Raw genomic sequence first — 16415 nt, 5'->3', positions numbered from 1 at the left:
CTTCAGGCCACCGCTATGCTGCCCGGGACTTAGGCGTTGCGCTCGTCCTTGCCCTCATCGTTCAGGCGACGCAGGGACTCTTCCGGGGTTTCGGTGGTGCTGGTGGATTCTGCAGCGCCGTCGGCCACGGCCGGGGTTGCTGCATCCTTGTCCAGGAAGGTGGCAATGGCCTGGCGGTGCAGGTTCAGCACTACGCCCGGTGCGACCTCGACCTGGACGCGATCCTCTGCGTCAACGCCGACGACGGTGCCGAAGATACCCGAGTTGGTCATCACCTTGGCGCCTGGCACGGTGTTGTTCTTCAGCTTCTCCTGCTGGGCGGACTGCTTCTTGCGGCCACGGAACATCATGAAGATCAGCACTGCGAACAGCGCGACCATAAGGATCAGCGAAGGGTTGAAGCCGCCACCAGCGGCCTGAGCGATTACGAGGGGATTCACGTATTTACCTGCTAACGAATTGTTGCGATTTGATCTGAAGTTCTGGGATGCTGTTGCGGCTATTTCTGGCGTAATACAGCAAAGACGCCCCACCTCGCCCCGAAACGGGCATAGGTCGGGCGTCTTTAGTCTAATGCGTCACGGTGAACCGGCAGACCATTTACGCGGGCAGTGAAGTAATGCTTGCCTAATCCTCATCGTTTTCATAGCTTTGCGCACTGGCGAAGATGGCATCCTTTGGCATCGCCAAGCCCAAATGCGCCCAGGCTCCGGGCATGGCAATACGACCGCGCGGGGTCCGGCCCATCAGCCCTTCACGCACCAGGTATGGCTCTGCGACAGTTTCGACGGTTTCGGTTTCTTCACCCACGGCGATGGCCAGGGTCGATAGCCCCACCGGTCCCCCGCCGAATTTGGTGCACAAGGCTTCGAGCACACCCCGGTCCAGGCGATCAAGGCCACGTGCATCGACCTCGTACATGTCCAAGGCGGCCTCGGCCGCTTGGGCATCGATCTCTTCGAGCTTATGCACCAGCGCCCAGTCACGCACGCGGCGCAGCAGGCGGTTGGCGATACGGGGCGTACCGCGGGAGCGTCCGGCGATCTCGGTGAACGCGGCCGAAGTGACGCTCAGATCAAGCATCATGGCCGAACGGCGCAAAACCAGTTCAAGCTCCTTGACCGCGTAGAACTCCAGATGGCCAGTGAAGCCGAAGCGGTCACGCAACGGGCCGGGCAATAGTCCGGCGCGCGTGGTTGCGCCAACGAGAGTGAAGGGCGGAAGCTCCAGTGGAATGGCCGTGGCGCCGGCGCCCTTTCCGACGATGATATCTACGCGGAAGTCTTCCATGGCCATGTAGAGCATTTCCTCGGCCGGCCGGGACATGCGGTGGATTTCATCGAGGAACAGCACCTCGCCTTCGGTCAGCGAGGAGAGGATCGCGGCCAAGTCACCGGCATGCTGGATCGCTGGGCCGGAGGAAATGCGCAATGGCGCGTTCATCTCGGCGGCGATAATCATCGACAAGGTGGTCTTGCCCAGGCCCGGCGGGCCAGAAAGCAGAACGTGGTCCGCGGTGCGTTCGCGGATTTTCGCTGCTTCAAGCACCAGCGAGAGCTGCTGGCGCACTCGGGACTGGCCCACGAAGTCGTCGAGGTTCCGCGGGCGCAGGGCCGCTTCGATTACCCGTTCCTCGGGTTCGCTGCCGGCGTTCGTGAGCCCGGTGGAGTCATTCATGATCAGTTGATCCTCTCGCAGACCGCTTAGGCGCGGGTTCCGCTGGACATGCTGCGCAGTGCAGCACGCAAGATTTCTGCGACGTTGCCGGTGGCAACGACATCTGGATCAGCCTTGGACAGCGATTTCAGGGTGCTGGTTGCATCCTTTTCGCTCCAGCCCAGGCCGGTCAGCGCCTCGATCACCTGCGGTTCCCAGACGCTCGCGTTGCCGCCGCCGGAAACCGGAGCCACTGGCGCGCCAGTCGGGATCAGCTTGCCGTTCAGTTCCAGCACGATGCGGCTCGCGCCCTTGGGGCCAATGCCCGATACCTTGGTGAAAGCGGCGGTGTCCTTGGTGTTCGCCGCGATGCGGACTTCCTCCGGAGAGTGCACCGCCAAGATGGCCAAGCCGGTGCGTGGCCCGATGCCCGATACGGAAACCAGGACCTCGAAGACATCGCGTTCCTCAGCGGTAGCGAAGCCGAAGAGGGTCATCGAATCCTCGCGGACCACCATGGAGGTGAATACCGTAGCCTCGCGTCCTGCCTGCAGGGTAGACAGCGTCCCGGGGGTGGCATTGACCAGCATCCCGAAGCCGTTAACGTCAATTACCGCGGTATTCAGGGCTACCGCCTGCACGGTGCCGGTCAATGAGCTGATCATGCCACTCCTTGGGATATATGTTCGATCGAACCCAGTTTATCGAAGATACCTACGAATATCGATCCGCCGCGTTCCCCGGTGGGTCGAGGCCGCTGCCGTGCTGGCCGGCTAGCGGCGCACTGCACGGCGCTTGGCCGACGCCTCAGCGGCAATCCACGCCTGCTGCGCACCGGTCAGCTGCGACGAACCACCGGCATTAGCCGCGGAGGCCGAGGCATTCGAGCCGGTGGCCGCACCGCGCCAACCGTGGGTAATCGCCAAGGCCACCGCATCAGCGGCGTCGGCAGGCTTAGGCGGTTCATCGAGCCGGCAGATCTTGGCAACCATCTTGCCGATCGCCGCCTTGGTGGCCTGTCCCGAACCGGTAACCGCCGCCTTGACCTCGGTCGGCGTGTGCAGGGCCACGGGTATTCCGCGTCGCGCTGCCGCGGTGATGACAACACCGGTGACCTGCGCGGTGCCGATGACCGTGGAGACGTTCGCCGAAGCGAACACGCGTTCCAAGGCGAGCACATCGGGCTGATGCAGATCCAACCATTCGTCGATGGCGTTGGCGATCTTCAAGAGCCGGGCATCGAGCGGAGTGCCCGGAGGGGTGCCGGCGACGGTGACGTCCACCAGCGAAACTTGCCTGTTTGCAGCGACGTCGACCACGGCAAGACCGCAACGGGTCAGGCCGGGATCGACGCCAACAACACGTAAGGCCAAGCCTTACTGCTCTTCGTCCAGCGCGGCGCGAACCTCGTCGGACAGATCAGCGTTGGTGTAGATGCCCTGGACATCATCCAGTTCTTCCAGCGCGTCGTAGAGCTTGAGGAACTTGCGAGCTCCTTCAACGTCCAGGTCGACCTTCATCGATGGAATGAATTCCATTTCGTCGGACTCGTAGGCGATGTCCGCTTCATCCAGCGCAGCGGCCACAGCGCGCAGGTCCGAAGGGTCGCAGACGATGGCGAAGTTCTCGTCCTCGTCCATGATCTCGTCGGCACCGGCGTCCAGCACGACCATCAGCAGGTCGTCTTCGGTCAGCTCGCCCTTGGGCAGGCGGACAACGCCCTGGCGGTTGAACAGGTAGGCGACCGAACCCGGGTCGGCGATGGTGCCGCCGTTGCGGGTGATGCCCACGCGCACTTCGGAGGCTGCACGGTTCTTGTTGTCGGTCAGGCACTCGATCAGCAGGGCCGAGCCCTGCGGGCCGCGTGCTTCATAGATGATCTCGGTGTAGTCGACGACCTCACCGGTCAGGCCAGCGCCGCGCTTGACTGCGCGGTCGATGTTGTTGATCGGCACGGAGTTCTTCTTGGCCTTGCTGACAGCAAGTTCCAGCGCCGGGTTGCCGGCCATGTCGGCGCCGCCGGCACGGGCGGCAACTTCAATGCCCTTGATGAATTTTGCGAAGGCCTTGGCGCGCTTGGCGTCGATCGCAGCCTTCTTGTGCTTGGTAGTTGCCCATTTGGAGTGGCCTGACATGCTTTAAGCGTCTCCTCGCGTGAGATTGATGAAAAATTGGTGGATAGCAGTGCTGCCGGTGACTTCCGGGTGAAAGCTGGTTGCCAACAATTTTCCCTGGCGTACTGCAACAATTCTACCCTGTTCGCGATCCAACCCCGCTTGAACGGTGCTGATCACTTGCACGTCCGGGCCAATTTGCACGGCTTCCGGGGCGCGGATGAACACCGCTTCGAGATTTTGCCCGTTGAAGTCCAGCTGGTGCTCGAATGAGTCGACCTGGCGCCCGAAAGCGTTGCGCTTCACCGTCATGTCGATGCCGCCGAAGCTTTGCTGAACCGCGCCATCTCGCGAGATTGCAGGGTTCTCGATGCGATCGGCCAGCATGATCATTCCGGCACAGGAGCCGTAGACTGGCATGCCTTCTGCGATGCGCTCCTTGATGGGACCAGCTAGCCCGTAGTTGCGGGAAAGCCGGTCAATCACCGAGGACTCGCCGCCGGGAATCACCAGCGCGTCAACCTGCTCCAAATCGGCGACGGTGCGCACCATGTGCGCGCGCTGCCCGAGCCGCTCCAAAGAGGCCAGATGTTCGCGGAAATCCCCTTGCAGAGCGAGGACGCCTATTTTCGGCATGGTTCTAACCTTCATGGTGTTCAGTGGTTGGCAGCACGAAAAATGCGCCGAAACAACGTTAAACCCATGGACGCCGTGCGCCAGTTTTGTTTCCCGGTGTGTCGCGGATTCTTCGACGCCGCCTCCCGGCAAGTGGTGGAACTTGGTAGGTTCAAGGACATGATTGCTGATATTTCTTCCCTCGAACTTGCCGGCGGCGTGAGCATGCCCTCGATCGGTTTGGGCACGTGGCCCATGCGTGGATACGAGGCGGCAGCAGCGGTGCTGTCCGCCCTCGACGTGGGCTACCGCCGCATTGATACAGCGGAGAACTACGAGAATGAGGACGCCGTGGGCAAGGCCCTGGCACAGAGCCGGCTTCATCGCGATGAAATTTTCGTCACCACCAAGTTCAACAAGCAATGGCATTCGGCCCAAGGCGTGCGCCAGGCGTTGGAGAACTCCCTGGACCGCTTGGGCCTTGAGCACGTGGACCTGTTCTTGATCCACTGGCCTAACCCCCAGCAGAACACCTACGTTGAAGCCTTCACGGAGCTGGGCAAATTGGTCGACGAGGGCAAGATCCGGGCTGCCGGGGTCTCGAACTTCAAGCCCTACCAGTTGCAGAACGTCCTGGACGCGGGGCTCGTCCCGGCGCTGAACCAGATCCAGGTTGACCCTGAGCGGCAAAGCCTCGAATGGCAAGGTTTCAACACCGAGCATGGCGTTCGCACCGAAGCCTATTCCCCATTGGGACGCAAGAAATCCGAATTCCTTTCACATCCCGCCCTGGCCCGGATCGCCCAGGCGCACGGGAAGAGCAGCGCGCAAGTCACCCTGCGCTGGCATGTCCAGTCCGGGCGAGCAGCGGCACCGAAATCGGCAGATCAGCGGCGGCAGAGCGAGAACCTGGACATTTTCGATTTCCAGCTCACCCAGTCGGAAATGGCCGCCATCAATGCCATGGATACTGGTGCTGGCCCCTTCACTGATTCAGATGAGTTCGGGCACTAAATCCCCTCAAAACCTGCATCCGGCAGAAACGGAGAACCCAAGCGTGCTTCATGGCTACCAGCGCCCAGATATCGAAGTGGCGGATTACTTCGACGAGCACGGTGCGCTGATCCCCTATGGCCAGCGCTGGGATGAGCAGCCTCCAGCGGAGAGCTATTCGCTGACCTCCCATGTGCAATGCTTTGCCCCGGTGCCGCAGGTAGCCCAGGCGTTGCTGGATTGCCTGCGCGAGCAGTTCGAGGTGCGTTGCTTCGAAGATCCCGGGCTGGCCAGGCAAATGCGGATTCAACCGGGCCATGTGGTGCGCTCTGTTCGCGTATTTCCGATGGATTCGCGCTGCGCGCCACTGGGCATGGTCTTCACCACGTTTCCCGCGGTGCACCTGGAGCTCGGCGCGTTGTACCGCGCGACATTTCCGCCGTGCGGCTGCGATGGATGCGACGAAGTTGTCCCAGAAATCCTTGAGGAACTCGAGATCCAGGTGAGTGCCGCCGCGTCCGGAGGATTCGGCGAGTTCCTGGATCGAGGCATGGACCGCCTCGTGCACTGTTTCGACGTTGACCGGACAGGATTCGGCGAGCAGTCCCGCGGCCTTGAAGACATATCGCCGGCACGGCTAGCCAGAGCACGCGCAATTCTTCCCTCAAGCCGCGTGTGGGCACCTTGGCCATTGCGCTAGGTCAGTCCAGCGTCCACTCTCGAAGTCCGTCGTCGAATGCGCCATAGGCATTCACTGTGGCCTCGCTGCGCTTCAAGGAGGCTTTTGCTTCATCTTCCCGTATGCATCCAGCAGCATCGAAGACTTGGCACCAGGCCACAGGTTCATTTGAGAGCTGGTGCGGTACCCACCGCAATTCGCTGACATCCCATTCGCCGGGCGCTCCCTGGGTAAACGTTGCCTTTACGCTGATGCCTTCGCGGTTGAGAATGGTTGGTGTGGCGTGTTTTGCCACGGAATTGCCCAAACCGTAGACGATCCAGGTTCCGTCGTGCTTCTCAATGGGCAATACCGAGTGGGTGTGGTGCATGTAGATGAAATCGAAGACACCGGACTCTGCCAAGGCTCGACCGAGCCTTTTCTGGGACGCTGTCGGTTCGGTGCTGTATTCAGCCCCATCGTGCACGGCAGCCACGACGATGTCCGCTCCCGCCTTGCGCGTTGCCTTGCCCCTGGCGATCAGTTGCTGCGCATCCACCCCGGTATCGACTTGCCAGTCAGCTTCTTCCGGCAAGCCATTGAGCGAATAGGTGCTGGTTACTACACCGAGCTTCACGCCTTCCATGTCCAGGATCGATGGCTTCTCGGATTCTTTTTCACTGCGGTAGGAGCCGGTCGCGAAAAGCCCATTCGCTTCCAGAGCGTCCAGCGTTCGCTCTACTCCGGCCGTCCCGGCATCTACCGTGTGATTGGTGGCAGTGGTGCATCCGTCGTAGCCAATAGCGCCGAGGTCGGCCAGGATTCGATCTGGGACCGTGAACCGCGGATACCCCGAATACGGAGGGATGCCAATCGGTGTTTCCAGATTGCATAGCGCCACATCTGCGTCCTGGACATAGGGTGCCAGGCCCGCAAGCAAGGGGCTGAAATCGTAGTCGCCGCCGTTGCCCGTTTCCGCTCCAGCCGCTTGCTTCGCTTCATCCAATAGCTGCGGATGCAGCAGTACATCGCCGGTAACCATCAGCGATAGCTCTTCGGGCGCCGAAGGTGCGGCCGGGGCATCCGCTATGGCTGAACTCGGAGCCGGTTCCGGCGAGGCAGGAACGCTGGCCTGGACGGAAGGCTGCGGGGTTGTTGGTTCTGCGTGATCGCTTGGGACTGCAGAGCAACCGCCAATCAGCAATGCGGCCAGCAGCGTTGAGCTCAGCGGAAGAAATGCAGGCAGTGCACGTTGGGGCATGCATCGAGCCTAGCTCAGCTGGGCATCTGGGGTGTAAATGCAAGCTAAATCACGTTTTCCATGAAAACCTAGGCCTATGCAAAACCCGCTTCTGACTCCCAGTACCAGGCCCTACCAATGGCCAGCCTTCGACCAGCTCACCGCTGAGCATTACCTGGAGGCAGTCCGGCTCGGCGCAGCCGAACAGCGTGAGGAGCTGCAGCGCATCATCGACGATGCCCAGGCTCCCACTTTTGAGAACACTTTCTTGGCGCTGGAAGCCAGCGGGCAGACCCTGCGCCGTGCGCTCATGACGTATTTCTCGGTGATTTCCGCCCACGGCACCGAAGATTTGCGGGCGATTCAGTCGGAGATTTCTTCGATCTGGACTAGGCAAGAAGATGAGATTTACCTAAACCAAACCTTGTACTTGCGTCTACAATCTTTGAATTATGAGGGTCTCCAGGGTGAAGATGCCCGTCTAGCCGAGCAAACGCTGAAGAATTTCCAGTTGGCCGGCGCAGGCTTGGGCGACGCCGAAAAGGACCAGTTGAAGGCACAGAACGCCAAACTCGCTGAGCTTTCCACGCAGTTCGCTGACCTCGTCCTGGAAAATCAGAATGCCCGCGCTGTGCACTTCGACGATGCTGAGGAACTCGCAGGTCTTTCCAGCCAAGCGATCGAGTCCGCTGCGCAAGCCGCCAAGCAAGCAGGCCACGCATCGGGATACTTGCTGACGCTGGTTTCGCCTACCCAGCAACCGGTCCTGGAGTCGCTCGCGTCAAGCCAGTCCCGCCGCAAGGTGTTCAATGCCTCGATCAGCCGTGGCACCGAGGAAAACGCGACCATCCATGTGGCCGCCGAAATGGCACAGCTTCGCGCTGAACGCGCCGCTCTGCTCGGATTCGCCAACCATGCAGAAACCGTGCTCGCCCAGGCCACTGCACCTTCCACCGCTGCGGTGGAAGAACGGCTGGCCGAGCTAACCAAGGCCGCCACCGCAAATGCCCGCCAGGAAGCCCAGGTGCTGGGCAAGATCGCCGGTGCCGAAATCAACGCGTGGGATTGGAAATACTTCTCCAACCAGGTCTTGCGTGAGGAGTACTCGGTGGATTCCGAGGCACTGCGCAACTACTTCGAATTAGACCGGGTCCTGGTCGATGGGGTCTTCGCGACCGCTACCAAGCTGTTTGGCATTACCTTCAGCGAGCGGTTCGACCTTCCCGCCTACCACCAGGATGTTCGCGTCTTCGAAGTTTTCGACGCCGATGGCAAGCCGCTGGCGCTCTACACCGGCGACTACCTGACCAGGAATACCAAGAAGGGCGGTGCATGGATGACCAGCCTGCGCGATGCCGCTTCGTTCCTGGACGAGCGGCCAATCGTCACCAACACCTTGAACATCACCCCGCCTGCGCCGGGTGATCCGGTTCTGCTGTCCATGGATGAGGCAAATACGCTGTTTCACGAGTTCGGCCATGCGCTGCACGGGATGTTCTCCAGCGGAAAGTACGCTTCGCTTTCTGGCACCTCGGTCCCCCGCGATTTCGTGGAGTTCCCATCGCAGGTCAACGAGATGTGGATGCTCCACGAGGATGTCGTATCCGGTTATGCTATCCACCACCAGAGCGGCGAAGTATTGGACGATGCGCTGATCGAGAAGATCCGCGCGGCTTCGCTATGGGGCCAGGGTTTTGCAACCACTGAGTACCTTGCCGCCAGTGTCCTTGATTGGGCCTGGCACACCATCAGCGCCGGGACTGTTATCGAGGATCCGCTGCAGTTCGAACAGGACGTGCTTCAGGGCGCCGGCTTCGACTCCGCAATGATTCCGCCTCGCTACCGCACCGGTTATTTCCAGCACATTTTCGCCAATGGATACTCCGCTGGCTACTACTCCTACATCTGGAGTGAGGTGCTCGATGCCGACACTGTGCAGTGGTTCGAGGAAAATGGGGGCTTAATGCGCGAAAATGGTAATCGGTTCCGTGAGGAACTGCTTTCGCGCGGAAATACGCGCGATCCCCTTGAGTCCTACGAATTATTCCGCGGCCGCACCGCATTGGTTGAACCGTTGTTGCGCCGTCGAGGATTGGTGAACGCAGAATAATGACCACTATTGCCTCCGCACAGGAAGCACTAAGCCACTGGCATCAGGCACTTGCAGTCGCCACCGGCGGCAAGATCTTTACCACCCACGGATGCTCATGGGCATGGCAGCCAGTACGCAAGCGGCTGATCCTGCTGTTCCCCGAACAGCCAGAACAGGCGGGCCTGCGTCCGGCGCTAGCCGAAGGCCATCGGCTCGGCGCCCGGCGCGTGGAAGCTTGGGTTAACTCAGGCGCCCACGCAGATGAGCTGAGGGCGACCGGTTTCTCCGATAATGCCCAGGTTTCCTGGCATGCTGGCCCATTGGCCATTCCAATGGATCGTTGGACCGGCAAGATCCGTTTGGGCAATAACGTGCCTGAGGCCACGGGAGCTGATGCGGCCGAGCTGAACGTGACGAACCTTTGGCGCGAGACCAGCACCCAGCTCTCCAGCGGGCATCCGGCATTGCGCCGCGTCGAGCATGCCTTGGCTCGTACCGACGAGGGAGAGATCGTGGGCCGGGGCTTTGCCCAGCAGGGCCTGAACGGCCAGCTCATGGTGCATTCCTTGGCCGTAGGCAAGGAACATCGCCGCCATGGCGTTGGCACTGCCTTGCTTCATGGCCTGTCGCGATCAATGATCAATCCGCTGTCGCCGCCAGACGATGAGGTACCTCAGGAGCTATTGGCAGCGGCGACTCCGTCTAGTGCCGATTTCTTCAGTGCGAACGGCCTGAAGCTGCTGGGACGAGGACGCCATATGGTTCTGCGCTCCTGGAACCAGTAGCCAGCCACTGATAACGAGAAAGCTCAGCCGGTCACGGGGCGTTCCGTGACCGGCTGGGCTTTTTCGAATGGCCTTACCGCGATTTGTTGACTCGATAGACAAGCCGGGCGAAAGGTCCGGCTTGCCGCGCTTCAACCAGTTCGAGGCTCTCGCTGGAAATAGTTCGTGGCAATACGGGCGCACCCGACGATAGCGCGGCCGGGGCGATAGTCAATGCCAAGACATCGAGGGCATCGGCATCCAGGAATTGCCCCAGCAGTTCACCGCCGCCAAGTACCCAAACATTCTTCTCCCCTGCGCTGTCACGAATTGCCGGCAAGAACTGCGCAACTGGCCCGTTCAGCAGCTGCACATCAGCCCCTTCTGGAATGGGCAACTCCCTCGAAGTGAAGACATAGGTCTTGACCCCCGGATAGTATTCATGCCACTTTTGCGGATTTTCCATGAGCTGTTCATTCTCGATCATCCACATATAGGTGTTCGCGCCTTCGACATGCACACCAACGTTTTCAGGCAATAGTTCCGGATCAGGCTCTTGGGACCCCGGAACATCAAAGAGCCATTGCAGGCTATGGTTCTCGTCGGCCAAGTATCCATTGAGACTGACCGCGGCATCGAAGATAATCTCGCTCATGGCACATAGTCTGCCACAGGAAAATTGCTCACGGCTCCGGGTGCACTTCGCTACCGGCATGCCTGCTCCAGGGCTGCACCACCAGCAGGTCGCCATCGATGTCCCACCGGCTCTGGTCGAGCAGTAAGTGATCGGGGTGCGCCGAGATACTCGCGATTCCAGGCAGCGGACCTGGTTGGGCGGGGCCGGAGACGGATTGCTGCTCGTAAACGCACCACCTGGAATCAGTTGATTCATGCTGGCTGGAAAGAACACTTGGAGGCAAAGGCTAGATCGCAGTCTCGTTCCGTATCGGGCCCCTGCATCACTACCGGCAGCACAGAAGCAGCGAGGCCGAAGAAATGGACTGATCTGTCCACTTCTTCGGCCTCGTCATCAGCTACTCAGCGCAGTTCCTACCAGCCGCGCTCCGAAAGGCGGTGAGGCACTGGCACGTCGGCGACGTTGATGCCGACCATTGCTTCGCCCAGACCGCGGGAGATCTTAGCCAGCTCGTCCGGGTTGTCGAAGAAGGTGGTTGCCTTCACGATGGCCTCGGCGCGCTGCACTGGGTTGCCGGACTTGAAGATACCCGAGCCGACGAACACGCCGTCGGCGCCCAGCTGCATCATCATCGCAGCGTCGGCCGGGGTGGCGATGCCGCCAGCGGTGAACAGCACTACCGGCAGCTTGCCGGTCTGCGCGATTTCCTTGACCAGCTCATACGGTGCCTGCAGCTCCTTAGCGGCCACGTACAGCTCATCTTCCGGCAATGCGGCCAGCTTGGCGATCTCTGCACGGATCTTGCGCATGTGCCCGGTGGCGTTCGAAACATCGCCGGTGCCGGCTTCGCCCTTCGAGCGGATCATTGCGGCACCTTCGTTGATTCGGCGCAATGCCTCACCGAGGTTGGTGGCACCGCAAACGAATGGAACGGTAAAAGGCCACTTATCGATGTGGTTCTCGTAGTCTGCTGGCGAAAGGACCTCGGACTCGTCGATGTAGTCGACGCCGAGGGACTGCAGGATCTGCGCCTCGACAAAGTGGCCGATGCGCGCCTTGGCCATTACCGGGATGGAGACCTCGGCGATGATGCCGTCGATCATGTCCGGGTCGCTCATGCGCGAGACGCCGCCCTGGGCACGGATGTCCGCAGGAACGCGCTCCAGAGCCATGACGGCCACGGCACCTGCATCTTCAGCGATGCGTGCCTGCTCTGGGGTGACTACGTCCATGATGACGCCGCCCTTGAGCATTTCGGCCATGCCGCGCTTGACGCGGTCCGAACCGACGACGGAGTTCTGGTTGTTCGTAGACATGGTGAGGAGGGGTTCCTTTCGACACTGCGGTGACTCGTTTTTGCCCCAGAATTTCGGGGATATAAGCGAGGTGGTACGCCAGTAATCGTAGGATCGCTTTGCTTTATTACCTCGCGTGTTGCGTCATAATTGGCAGATAGTAGATTTATCCACCAGTTACGAGTTAGTGCGTAACATTGGCAATCTCTACTAAACAACTAGTCAGAGTGCTTTTTGCCGGTGAATATTTGGCGTGACGCTATTGCATCCGACACTTGATATTTTGCTGGTTGACCGTAGCCTTCAGGATTAGCTGCTTCAATGCGCGCCACTTCCTCAGACATAAATTGCACCAGCGGAACGTCGCCGTTGATATCTTCGGCTACGGAGCGCAATTGCTGCGCATATGCCAGCAATCGCGGAGTGAAGTGTTTGGTGTAGGAGGGGTCCGGGTCGCTGGCACGCTGATGGACGGATTCAAAATTTTTGGCAAGGTCCTCGATTGCCGGTTTAACTGACTCCATCACCTGCACCAATGCCCGGTCCGCCGCTTGCGAGATCGCAACTAGGCTCAATTGGTAGTGGTGCTCGGTGGCCACAGCCGCCGCGAGCCGTTCCAGCGGATCCAGGGTATCGAGCCAACCGCGCAGGAACCTGTCGCAGTTTGCATCATGCTCGTAGCTCAGGTCTTCAAGCAGCTGATCAATCATGCCGATTGAGTAGCGGGCTGCACCTTGGATGGCGAAACGCATTTCATGCTCGGATCCACTAATAATCCAGTCGCGGATTTCTTCGATGGTGCCGATTGGTTCAGGGGACCTGGGAATATTCAACGATGCTCATTTCAGGAAGAAGTTTCTCCAACATGCCGCAACAGTCTATTTGGTCTTGCATTGCAGCAGGCCAACATCGTGGCTTTTGCATTAAATGACGTTGGGCCCGACAGAACATTTCCATGTTCTGCCGGGCCCAAGTACCAGCTATTGCCTAGTTCGGGGTTTCGCTGTCCCACGCTTCGGCAATGGCACTGCGAACCTCGGACAAGGTCTGCGGGATCGCCTTGGTCTGCGCGATGATAGGGAAGAAGTTCCCATCCCCGTTCCAGCGCGGCACGATGTGCTGATGCAGGTGCGCGGCGATGCCTGCTCCCCCGGCTTCGCCCTGGTTCATGCCCAGGTTGAAACCGGCGGGGTTGGAGACCTTGCGCAGCACGCGCATTGACTGCTGCGCCAACGCTGCCATTTCGGCCGTTTCCTCCACCGTGATATCGGTGTAGTTGGGCACATGGCGGTACGGGCACACGAGCAGGTGGCCCGGGTTGTACGGGAACAGATTCAGGATCACGTAGCAGGTTTTGCCACGGTGCACGATCAGCGCTTCTTCGTCGGTACGCCCAGGACCGGCGCAGAATGGGCAACTGGCCTCATCCTTGACCTGGTCCTGTCCGCCCTTGATATAAGCCATCCGGTAGGGAGTCCACAGGCGCTGGAACGAATCCGGCACTCCGGCGAGTTCAAAGTCGTCGGTGACGGACCGGTCTGCTTGTTCCTGCATGCTTGGTGGACTCCCTATCCGAACTAGTTGTTGTTGTCGCGGCTCTTGATGGCTTCAACGATGCGGGCTACCGCATCGTCGACTGGAACCTGGTTCTCCTGGCTGCCATCGCGGAAGCGGAAGGACACGGCGTTTGCATCGGCATCTTCGCCACCGGCGATGAGCACGAATGGAACCTTGTCCTTGGACGCGTTGCGGATCTTCTTCGGGAAGCGATCCGTCGAGTCATCCAGTTCCACGCGGACACCCTGCGCCTTGAGCTTGGCAACAACTTCACCGAGGTAGTCGTTGAAAGCCTCGGCCACTGGGATCGCGCGAACCTGTACCGGCGAGAGCCATGCGGGGAAGGCACCTGCGTAGTGCTCGGTGAGCACGCCCAGGAAGCGCTCGATGGAACCGAACTTCGCAGCGTGGATCATCACTGGTTCCTGGCGGGAACCGTCGGCAGCCTGGTACTCCAAACCGAAGCGCGCTGGCTGGTTGAAGTCGTACTGCACGGTGCCCATCTGCCAGGTACGGCCGATGGCATCCTTGGCCTGGACCGAGATCTTCGGACCGTAGAATGCGGCTCCGCCTGGGTCGGCAACCAGTTCGACGCCGGATTCGGTGGCGACGCGCTCCAGCACGGCGGTAGCTTCATCCCACTGCTCATCCGAGCCGATGAACTTGTCCGACTCCGGATCACGGGTGGACAGCTCCAGGTAGAAGTCGTCCATGCCGAAGTCGCGCAACAGCGAGAGCATGAAGTTCAGCAGGTGCTCAACCTCGGCCGGTGCCTGCTCCTTGGTGACGTAGGAGTGGCTGTCATCCTGGGAGAAACCTCGCACGCGGGTCAGGCCGTGGACCACGCCGGACTTCTCGTAGCGGTAGACGTGGCCGAATTCGAATAGGCGCAGCGGCAATTCACGGTATGAACGTCCGCGGCCGCGGAAGATCAGGTTGTGCATCGGGCAGTTCATGGCCTTCAGGCGGTATTCCTGGCCCTGCTTGGTGATGTTGCCATCTTCATCGCGCTCTTCATCGATGTGCAGCGCCGGGAACATGGTGTCCGCGTAGTACGGCAGGTGGCCCGAGGTGTGGAACAGCCCATCCTTGGAGATGTGCGGGGTGCCCACGTACTGGAAGCCTTCTTCGACGTGGCGGTCGCGCACGTAGTCTTCCATTTCGCGCTTGATGATGCCGCCCTTGGGGTGGAACACCGGCAGGCCCGAGCCCAGCTCATCGGGGAACGAGAACAGGTCCAGTTCGGCACCGAGCTTGCGGTGGTCGCGGCGCTCGGCTTCGGCCAGGCGCTCCTGGTAGGCCTTCAGGTCGTCCTTGGTTGGCCATGCGGTGCCGTAGATGCGCTGCAGCTGCTTGTTCTTCTCGCTGCCCAGCCAGTAGGCGGCAGCCGAGCGGGTCAGCGCGTAGGCGTTCTTGATCAGCTTGGTGTTCGGCAGGTGCGGTCCGCGGCACAGGTCCTTCCAGACAGTGTCGCCGGACTTGCGGTCCACGTTGTCGTAGATGGTGGTTTCGCCAGCGGCCACCTCAACGGTGACGCCTTCGCCGGAAGTGTCGGCGGAGTCGGCCTTGGCCAACAGCTCGCACTTGTATGGCTCGTTGGCCATTTCAGCCTTGGCTTCCTCCGGGGAAACTTCGCGGCGGACAAAGAGCTGGTTCTGGTTGATGATCTTCTGCATCATCTTTTCCAGCTGCTTCAAGTCTTCTGGGGTGAATGGGTCCTCGACATCGAAGTCGAAGTAGAAACCGTCGGTGATGTAGGGGCCGATTCCCAGCTTGGAGTCCGGGCGCAGCTGCTGCACAGCCTGGGCCATCACGTGGGCAGTCGAGTGGCGCAGCACCTCCAATCCTTCTGGATCATTGATGGTTACGCGGGTGACAGTGGTTCCGGCTTCCAGTTCGCGGGCCAGGTCGCGCAATACGCCATCGACGTGCATGACAACCACGTCTTTATCGTTGGCAAAATGCTGCAGACCGGTCGTTCCCGCGTCCACCTGTACCTGCTCGCCGTCAATGGTGAGAGTCAGCTGCTCGCTCATGAGATCGGGTTCTACCTTTCAATCTGTGATGGCTTCATAGCTTGTGGCATACCTTGGCCACAGCCAGCCAGAATCCAGTTTAGTTCAGGACCCCACCTCAGCGTGCGTTTACCTCGGGTTTTACGAAGATTGATCGCCCTCTTGTGACTCGTTCAACAGCGAATCTGCGTTGAACAGGCTCATGACATGCCAGATTTCACGATCGCCCGCGGGCTGCGAACTGGTGACTTTGCCGTTTTTCAGATCCTCGCGGAAAGCCGGAATCACTTCTTCCATGCGGCGCATGAGTTCGTCGCATTCATCTTGGGTAAGCATCAGGTTGCTCGTTTGCATCTGCGCTTTAATCTCCCCGGGCTCTTCGCCGCGATAGTGCCTTTCTGCATGCCGAAGCGTCGCTTGCAAGCGGCGTTGCTCGTCATGGACCACTTGGCTGAGGTAGGCATCCATGGCCGTCCCGGTCTGGTCCTCCGGGCGCTCTCCCACTTTGCCGGTCGTATAGCCGCGAGCCGCAGGTTTCCATACGCGGTCACGCCTATCGCGCGCCAGTTCCGGAACTTCAACGATCATGTCGGCTTTGGCCAGCTCACGCAGATGGAAACTGACCTTGTTCGCGGGTACGCCAAGAGCCTGCGCGAGGTCTGCCGCGCGTGCGGTTTCCATTGCCGAAAGCGCGTCAAGGATTTGCCGACGCAAGGGGTTTGCGATGGCCTTGAGCATGGGGGTGGTGAATGTGACCGGTGGCTCATGGTTGCTCATAA

The 16415-nt window shown here is 60.3% G+C and carries 18 protein-coding genes; 5 read left to right on the top strand and 13 right to left on the bottom strand.

What is annotated here, in order from left to right; translation table 11 throughout:
- Window positions 1–29: 29 nt before the first annotated feature.
- The 6 genes from yajC to pdxT all read right to left on the bottom strand — a co-directional run bounded on the left by yajC (window position 30) and on the right by pdxT (window position 4421).
- Window positions 30–440 carry a preprotein translocase subunit YajC gene (gene yajC, locus ACIOJF_RS04700; protein WP_105661369.1) on the bottom strand — a complete coding sequence of 137 codons (411 nt, stop codon included), beginning with the start codon at window positions 438–440 and terminating at the stop codon, window positions 30–32.
- A 187-nt stretch (window positions 441–627) separates the two neighbouring features.
- Window positions 628–1677, bottom strand: a complete 1050-nt coding sequence (ruvB, locus tag ACIOJF_RS04695) for a Holliday junction branch migration DNA helicase RuvB (protein WP_105661370.1) — start codon at window positions 1675–1677, stop codon at window positions 628–630.
- 26 nt (window positions 1678–1703) lie between these two features.
- Complete coding sequence (gene ruvA / locus ACIOJF_RS04690) at window positions 1704–2321, bottom strand: Holliday junction branch migration protein RuvA (protein WP_105661371.1); 618 nt, start codon at window positions 2319–2321, stop codon at window positions 1704–1706.
- Window positions 2322–2429: 108 nt separating this feature from the next.
- Entirely contained in the window at window positions 2430–3029 is a 600-nt protein-coding gene (gene ruvC, locus ACIOJF_RS04685) for a crossover junction endodeoxyribonuclease RuvC (RefSeq protein WP_105658276.1), read from the bottom strand.
- Between the two features lie 3 nt (window positions 3030–3032).
- A complete protein-coding gene (locus ACIOJF_RS04680) occupies window positions 3033–3791 on the bottom strand; it encodes a YebC/PmpR family DNA-binding transcriptional regulator (RefSeq protein ID WP_105658275.1) in 759 nt (252 codons plus the stop codon).
- 3 nt (window positions 3792–3794) lie between these two features.
- On the bottom strand, window positions 3795–4421 hold the full coding sequence (pdxT, locus tag ACIOJF_RS04675; protein ID WP_402741372.1) for a pyridoxal 5'-phosphate synthase glutaminase subunit PdxT: 627 nt from the start codon (window positions 4419–4421) through the stop codon (window positions 3795–3797).
- 144 nt (window positions 4422–4565) lie between these two features.
- Between pdxT and ACIOJF_RS04670 the strand changes: the two genes are divergently transcribed.
- On the top strand, window positions 4566–5399 hold the full coding sequence (locus ACIOJF_RS04670; RefSeq protein WP_402741291.1) for an aldo/keto reductase: 834 nt from the start codon (window positions 4566–4568) through the stop codon (window positions 5397–5399).
- Window positions 5383–6078 (top strand): DUF6226 family protein, encoded by a 696-nt coding sequence (locus tag ACIOJF_RS04665; RefSeq protein ID WP_402741290.1) that lies wholly within the window; start codon window positions 5383–5385, stop codon window positions 6076–6078. The genes ACIOJF_RS04670 and ACIOJF_RS04665 overlap by 17 nt, the downstream gene beginning before the upstream one ends.
- Window position 6079: 1 nt before the next feature.
- Here ACIOJF_RS04665 and ACIOJF_RS04660 read toward each other — a convergent pair whose 3' ends face one another.
- Window positions 6080–7297: a CapA family protein gene (locus tag ACIOJF_RS04660; RefSeq protein ID WP_402741289.1), complete on the bottom strand. Its 1218-nt coding sequence runs from the start codon at window positions 7295–7297 to the stop codon at window positions 6080–6082.
- A gap of 76 nt (window positions 7298–7373) precedes the next feature.
- Here ACIOJF_RS04660 and ACIOJF_RS04655 point away from each other — a divergent pair, with 76 nt between their 5' ends.
- Both ACIOJF_RS04655 and ACIOJF_RS04650 read left to right on the top strand, forming a co-directional pair.
- The gene (locus ACIOJF_RS04655) at window positions 7374–9386 is read left to right on the top strand and encodes a M3 family metallopeptidase (RefSeq protein ID WP_402741288.1); all 2013 of its coding nucleotides are present in this window, start codon (window positions 7374–7376) and stop codon (window positions 9384–9386) included.
- On the top strand, window positions 9386–10153 hold the full coding sequence (locus ACIOJF_RS04650; protein WP_105661377.1) for a GNAT family N-acetyltransferase: 768 nt from the start codon (window positions 9386–9388) through the stop codon (window positions 10151–10153). The genes ACIOJF_RS04655 and ACIOJF_RS04650 overlap by 1 nt, the downstream gene beginning before the upstream one ends.
- Before the next feature lie 73 nt (window positions 10154–10226).
- Here the strand turns inward: ACIOJF_RS04650 and ACIOJF_RS04645 are convergent, their stop codons facing one another.
- Window positions 10227–10787, bottom strand: a complete 561-nt coding sequence (locus tag ACIOJF_RS04645; protein ID WP_105661378.1) for a dihydrofolate reductase family protein — start codon at window positions 10785–10787, stop codon at window positions 10227–10229.
- Between ACIOJF_RS04645 and ACIOJF_RS04640 the strand changes: the two genes are divergently transcribed.
- On the top strand, window positions 10786–10914 hold the full coding sequence (locus ACIOJF_RS04640) for a hypothetical protein (RefSeq protein ID WP_286134298.1): 129 nt from the start codon (window positions 10786–10788) through the stop codon (window positions 10912–10914). The two genes, ACIOJF_RS04645 and ACIOJF_RS04640, sit on opposite strands and share 2 nt — an antisense overlap.
- Before the next feature lie 268 nt (window positions 10915–11182).
- Here the strand turns inward: ACIOJF_RS04640 and pdxS are convergent, their stop codons facing one another.
- The 5 genes from pdxS to ACIOJF_RS04615 all read right to left on the bottom strand — a co-directional run bounded on the left by pdxS (window position 11183) and on the right by ACIOJF_RS04615 (window position 16413).
- A complete protein-coding gene (pdxS, locus tag ACIOJF_RS04635; protein ID WP_105658267.1) occupies window positions 11183–12085 on the bottom strand; it encodes a pyridoxal 5'-phosphate synthase lyase subunit PdxS in 903 nt (300 codons plus the stop codon).
- Between the two features lie 197 nt (window positions 12086–12282).
- Window positions 12283–12897, bottom strand: a complete 615-nt coding sequence (locus tag ACIOJF_RS04630; protein WP_105658266.1) for a hypothetical protein — start codon at window positions 12895–12897, stop codon at window positions 12283–12285.
- 154 nt (window positions 12898–13051) lie between these two features.
- Entirely contained in the window at window positions 13052–13618 is a 567-nt protein-coding gene (locus ACIOJF_RS04625) for an HIT domain-containing protein (RefSeq protein WP_105661379.1), read from the bottom strand.
- 23 nt (window positions 13619–13641) lie between these two features.
- A complete protein-coding gene (thrS, locus tag ACIOJF_RS04620; protein WP_105658264.1) occupies window positions 13642–15657 on the bottom strand; it encodes a threonine--tRNA ligase in 2016 nt (671 codons plus the stop codon).
- A 120-nt stretch (window positions 15658–15777) separates the two neighbouring features.
- Window positions 15778–16413 (bottom strand): helix-turn-helix domain-containing protein, encoded by a 636-nt coding sequence (locus ACIOJF_RS04615; RefSeq protein ID WP_105658263.1) that lies wholly within the window; start codon window positions 16411–16413, stop codon window positions 15778–15780.
- Window positions 16414–16415: the final 2 nt, after the last annotated feature.

It is taken from the genome of Glutamicibacter sp. NPDC087831 (assembly GCF_044742845.1).
Lineage (GTDB): Bacteria > Actinomycetota > Actinomycetes > Actinomycetales > Micrococcaceae > Glutamicibacter.
This window is presented reverse-complemented; position numbering and strand designations above follow the sequence as displayed.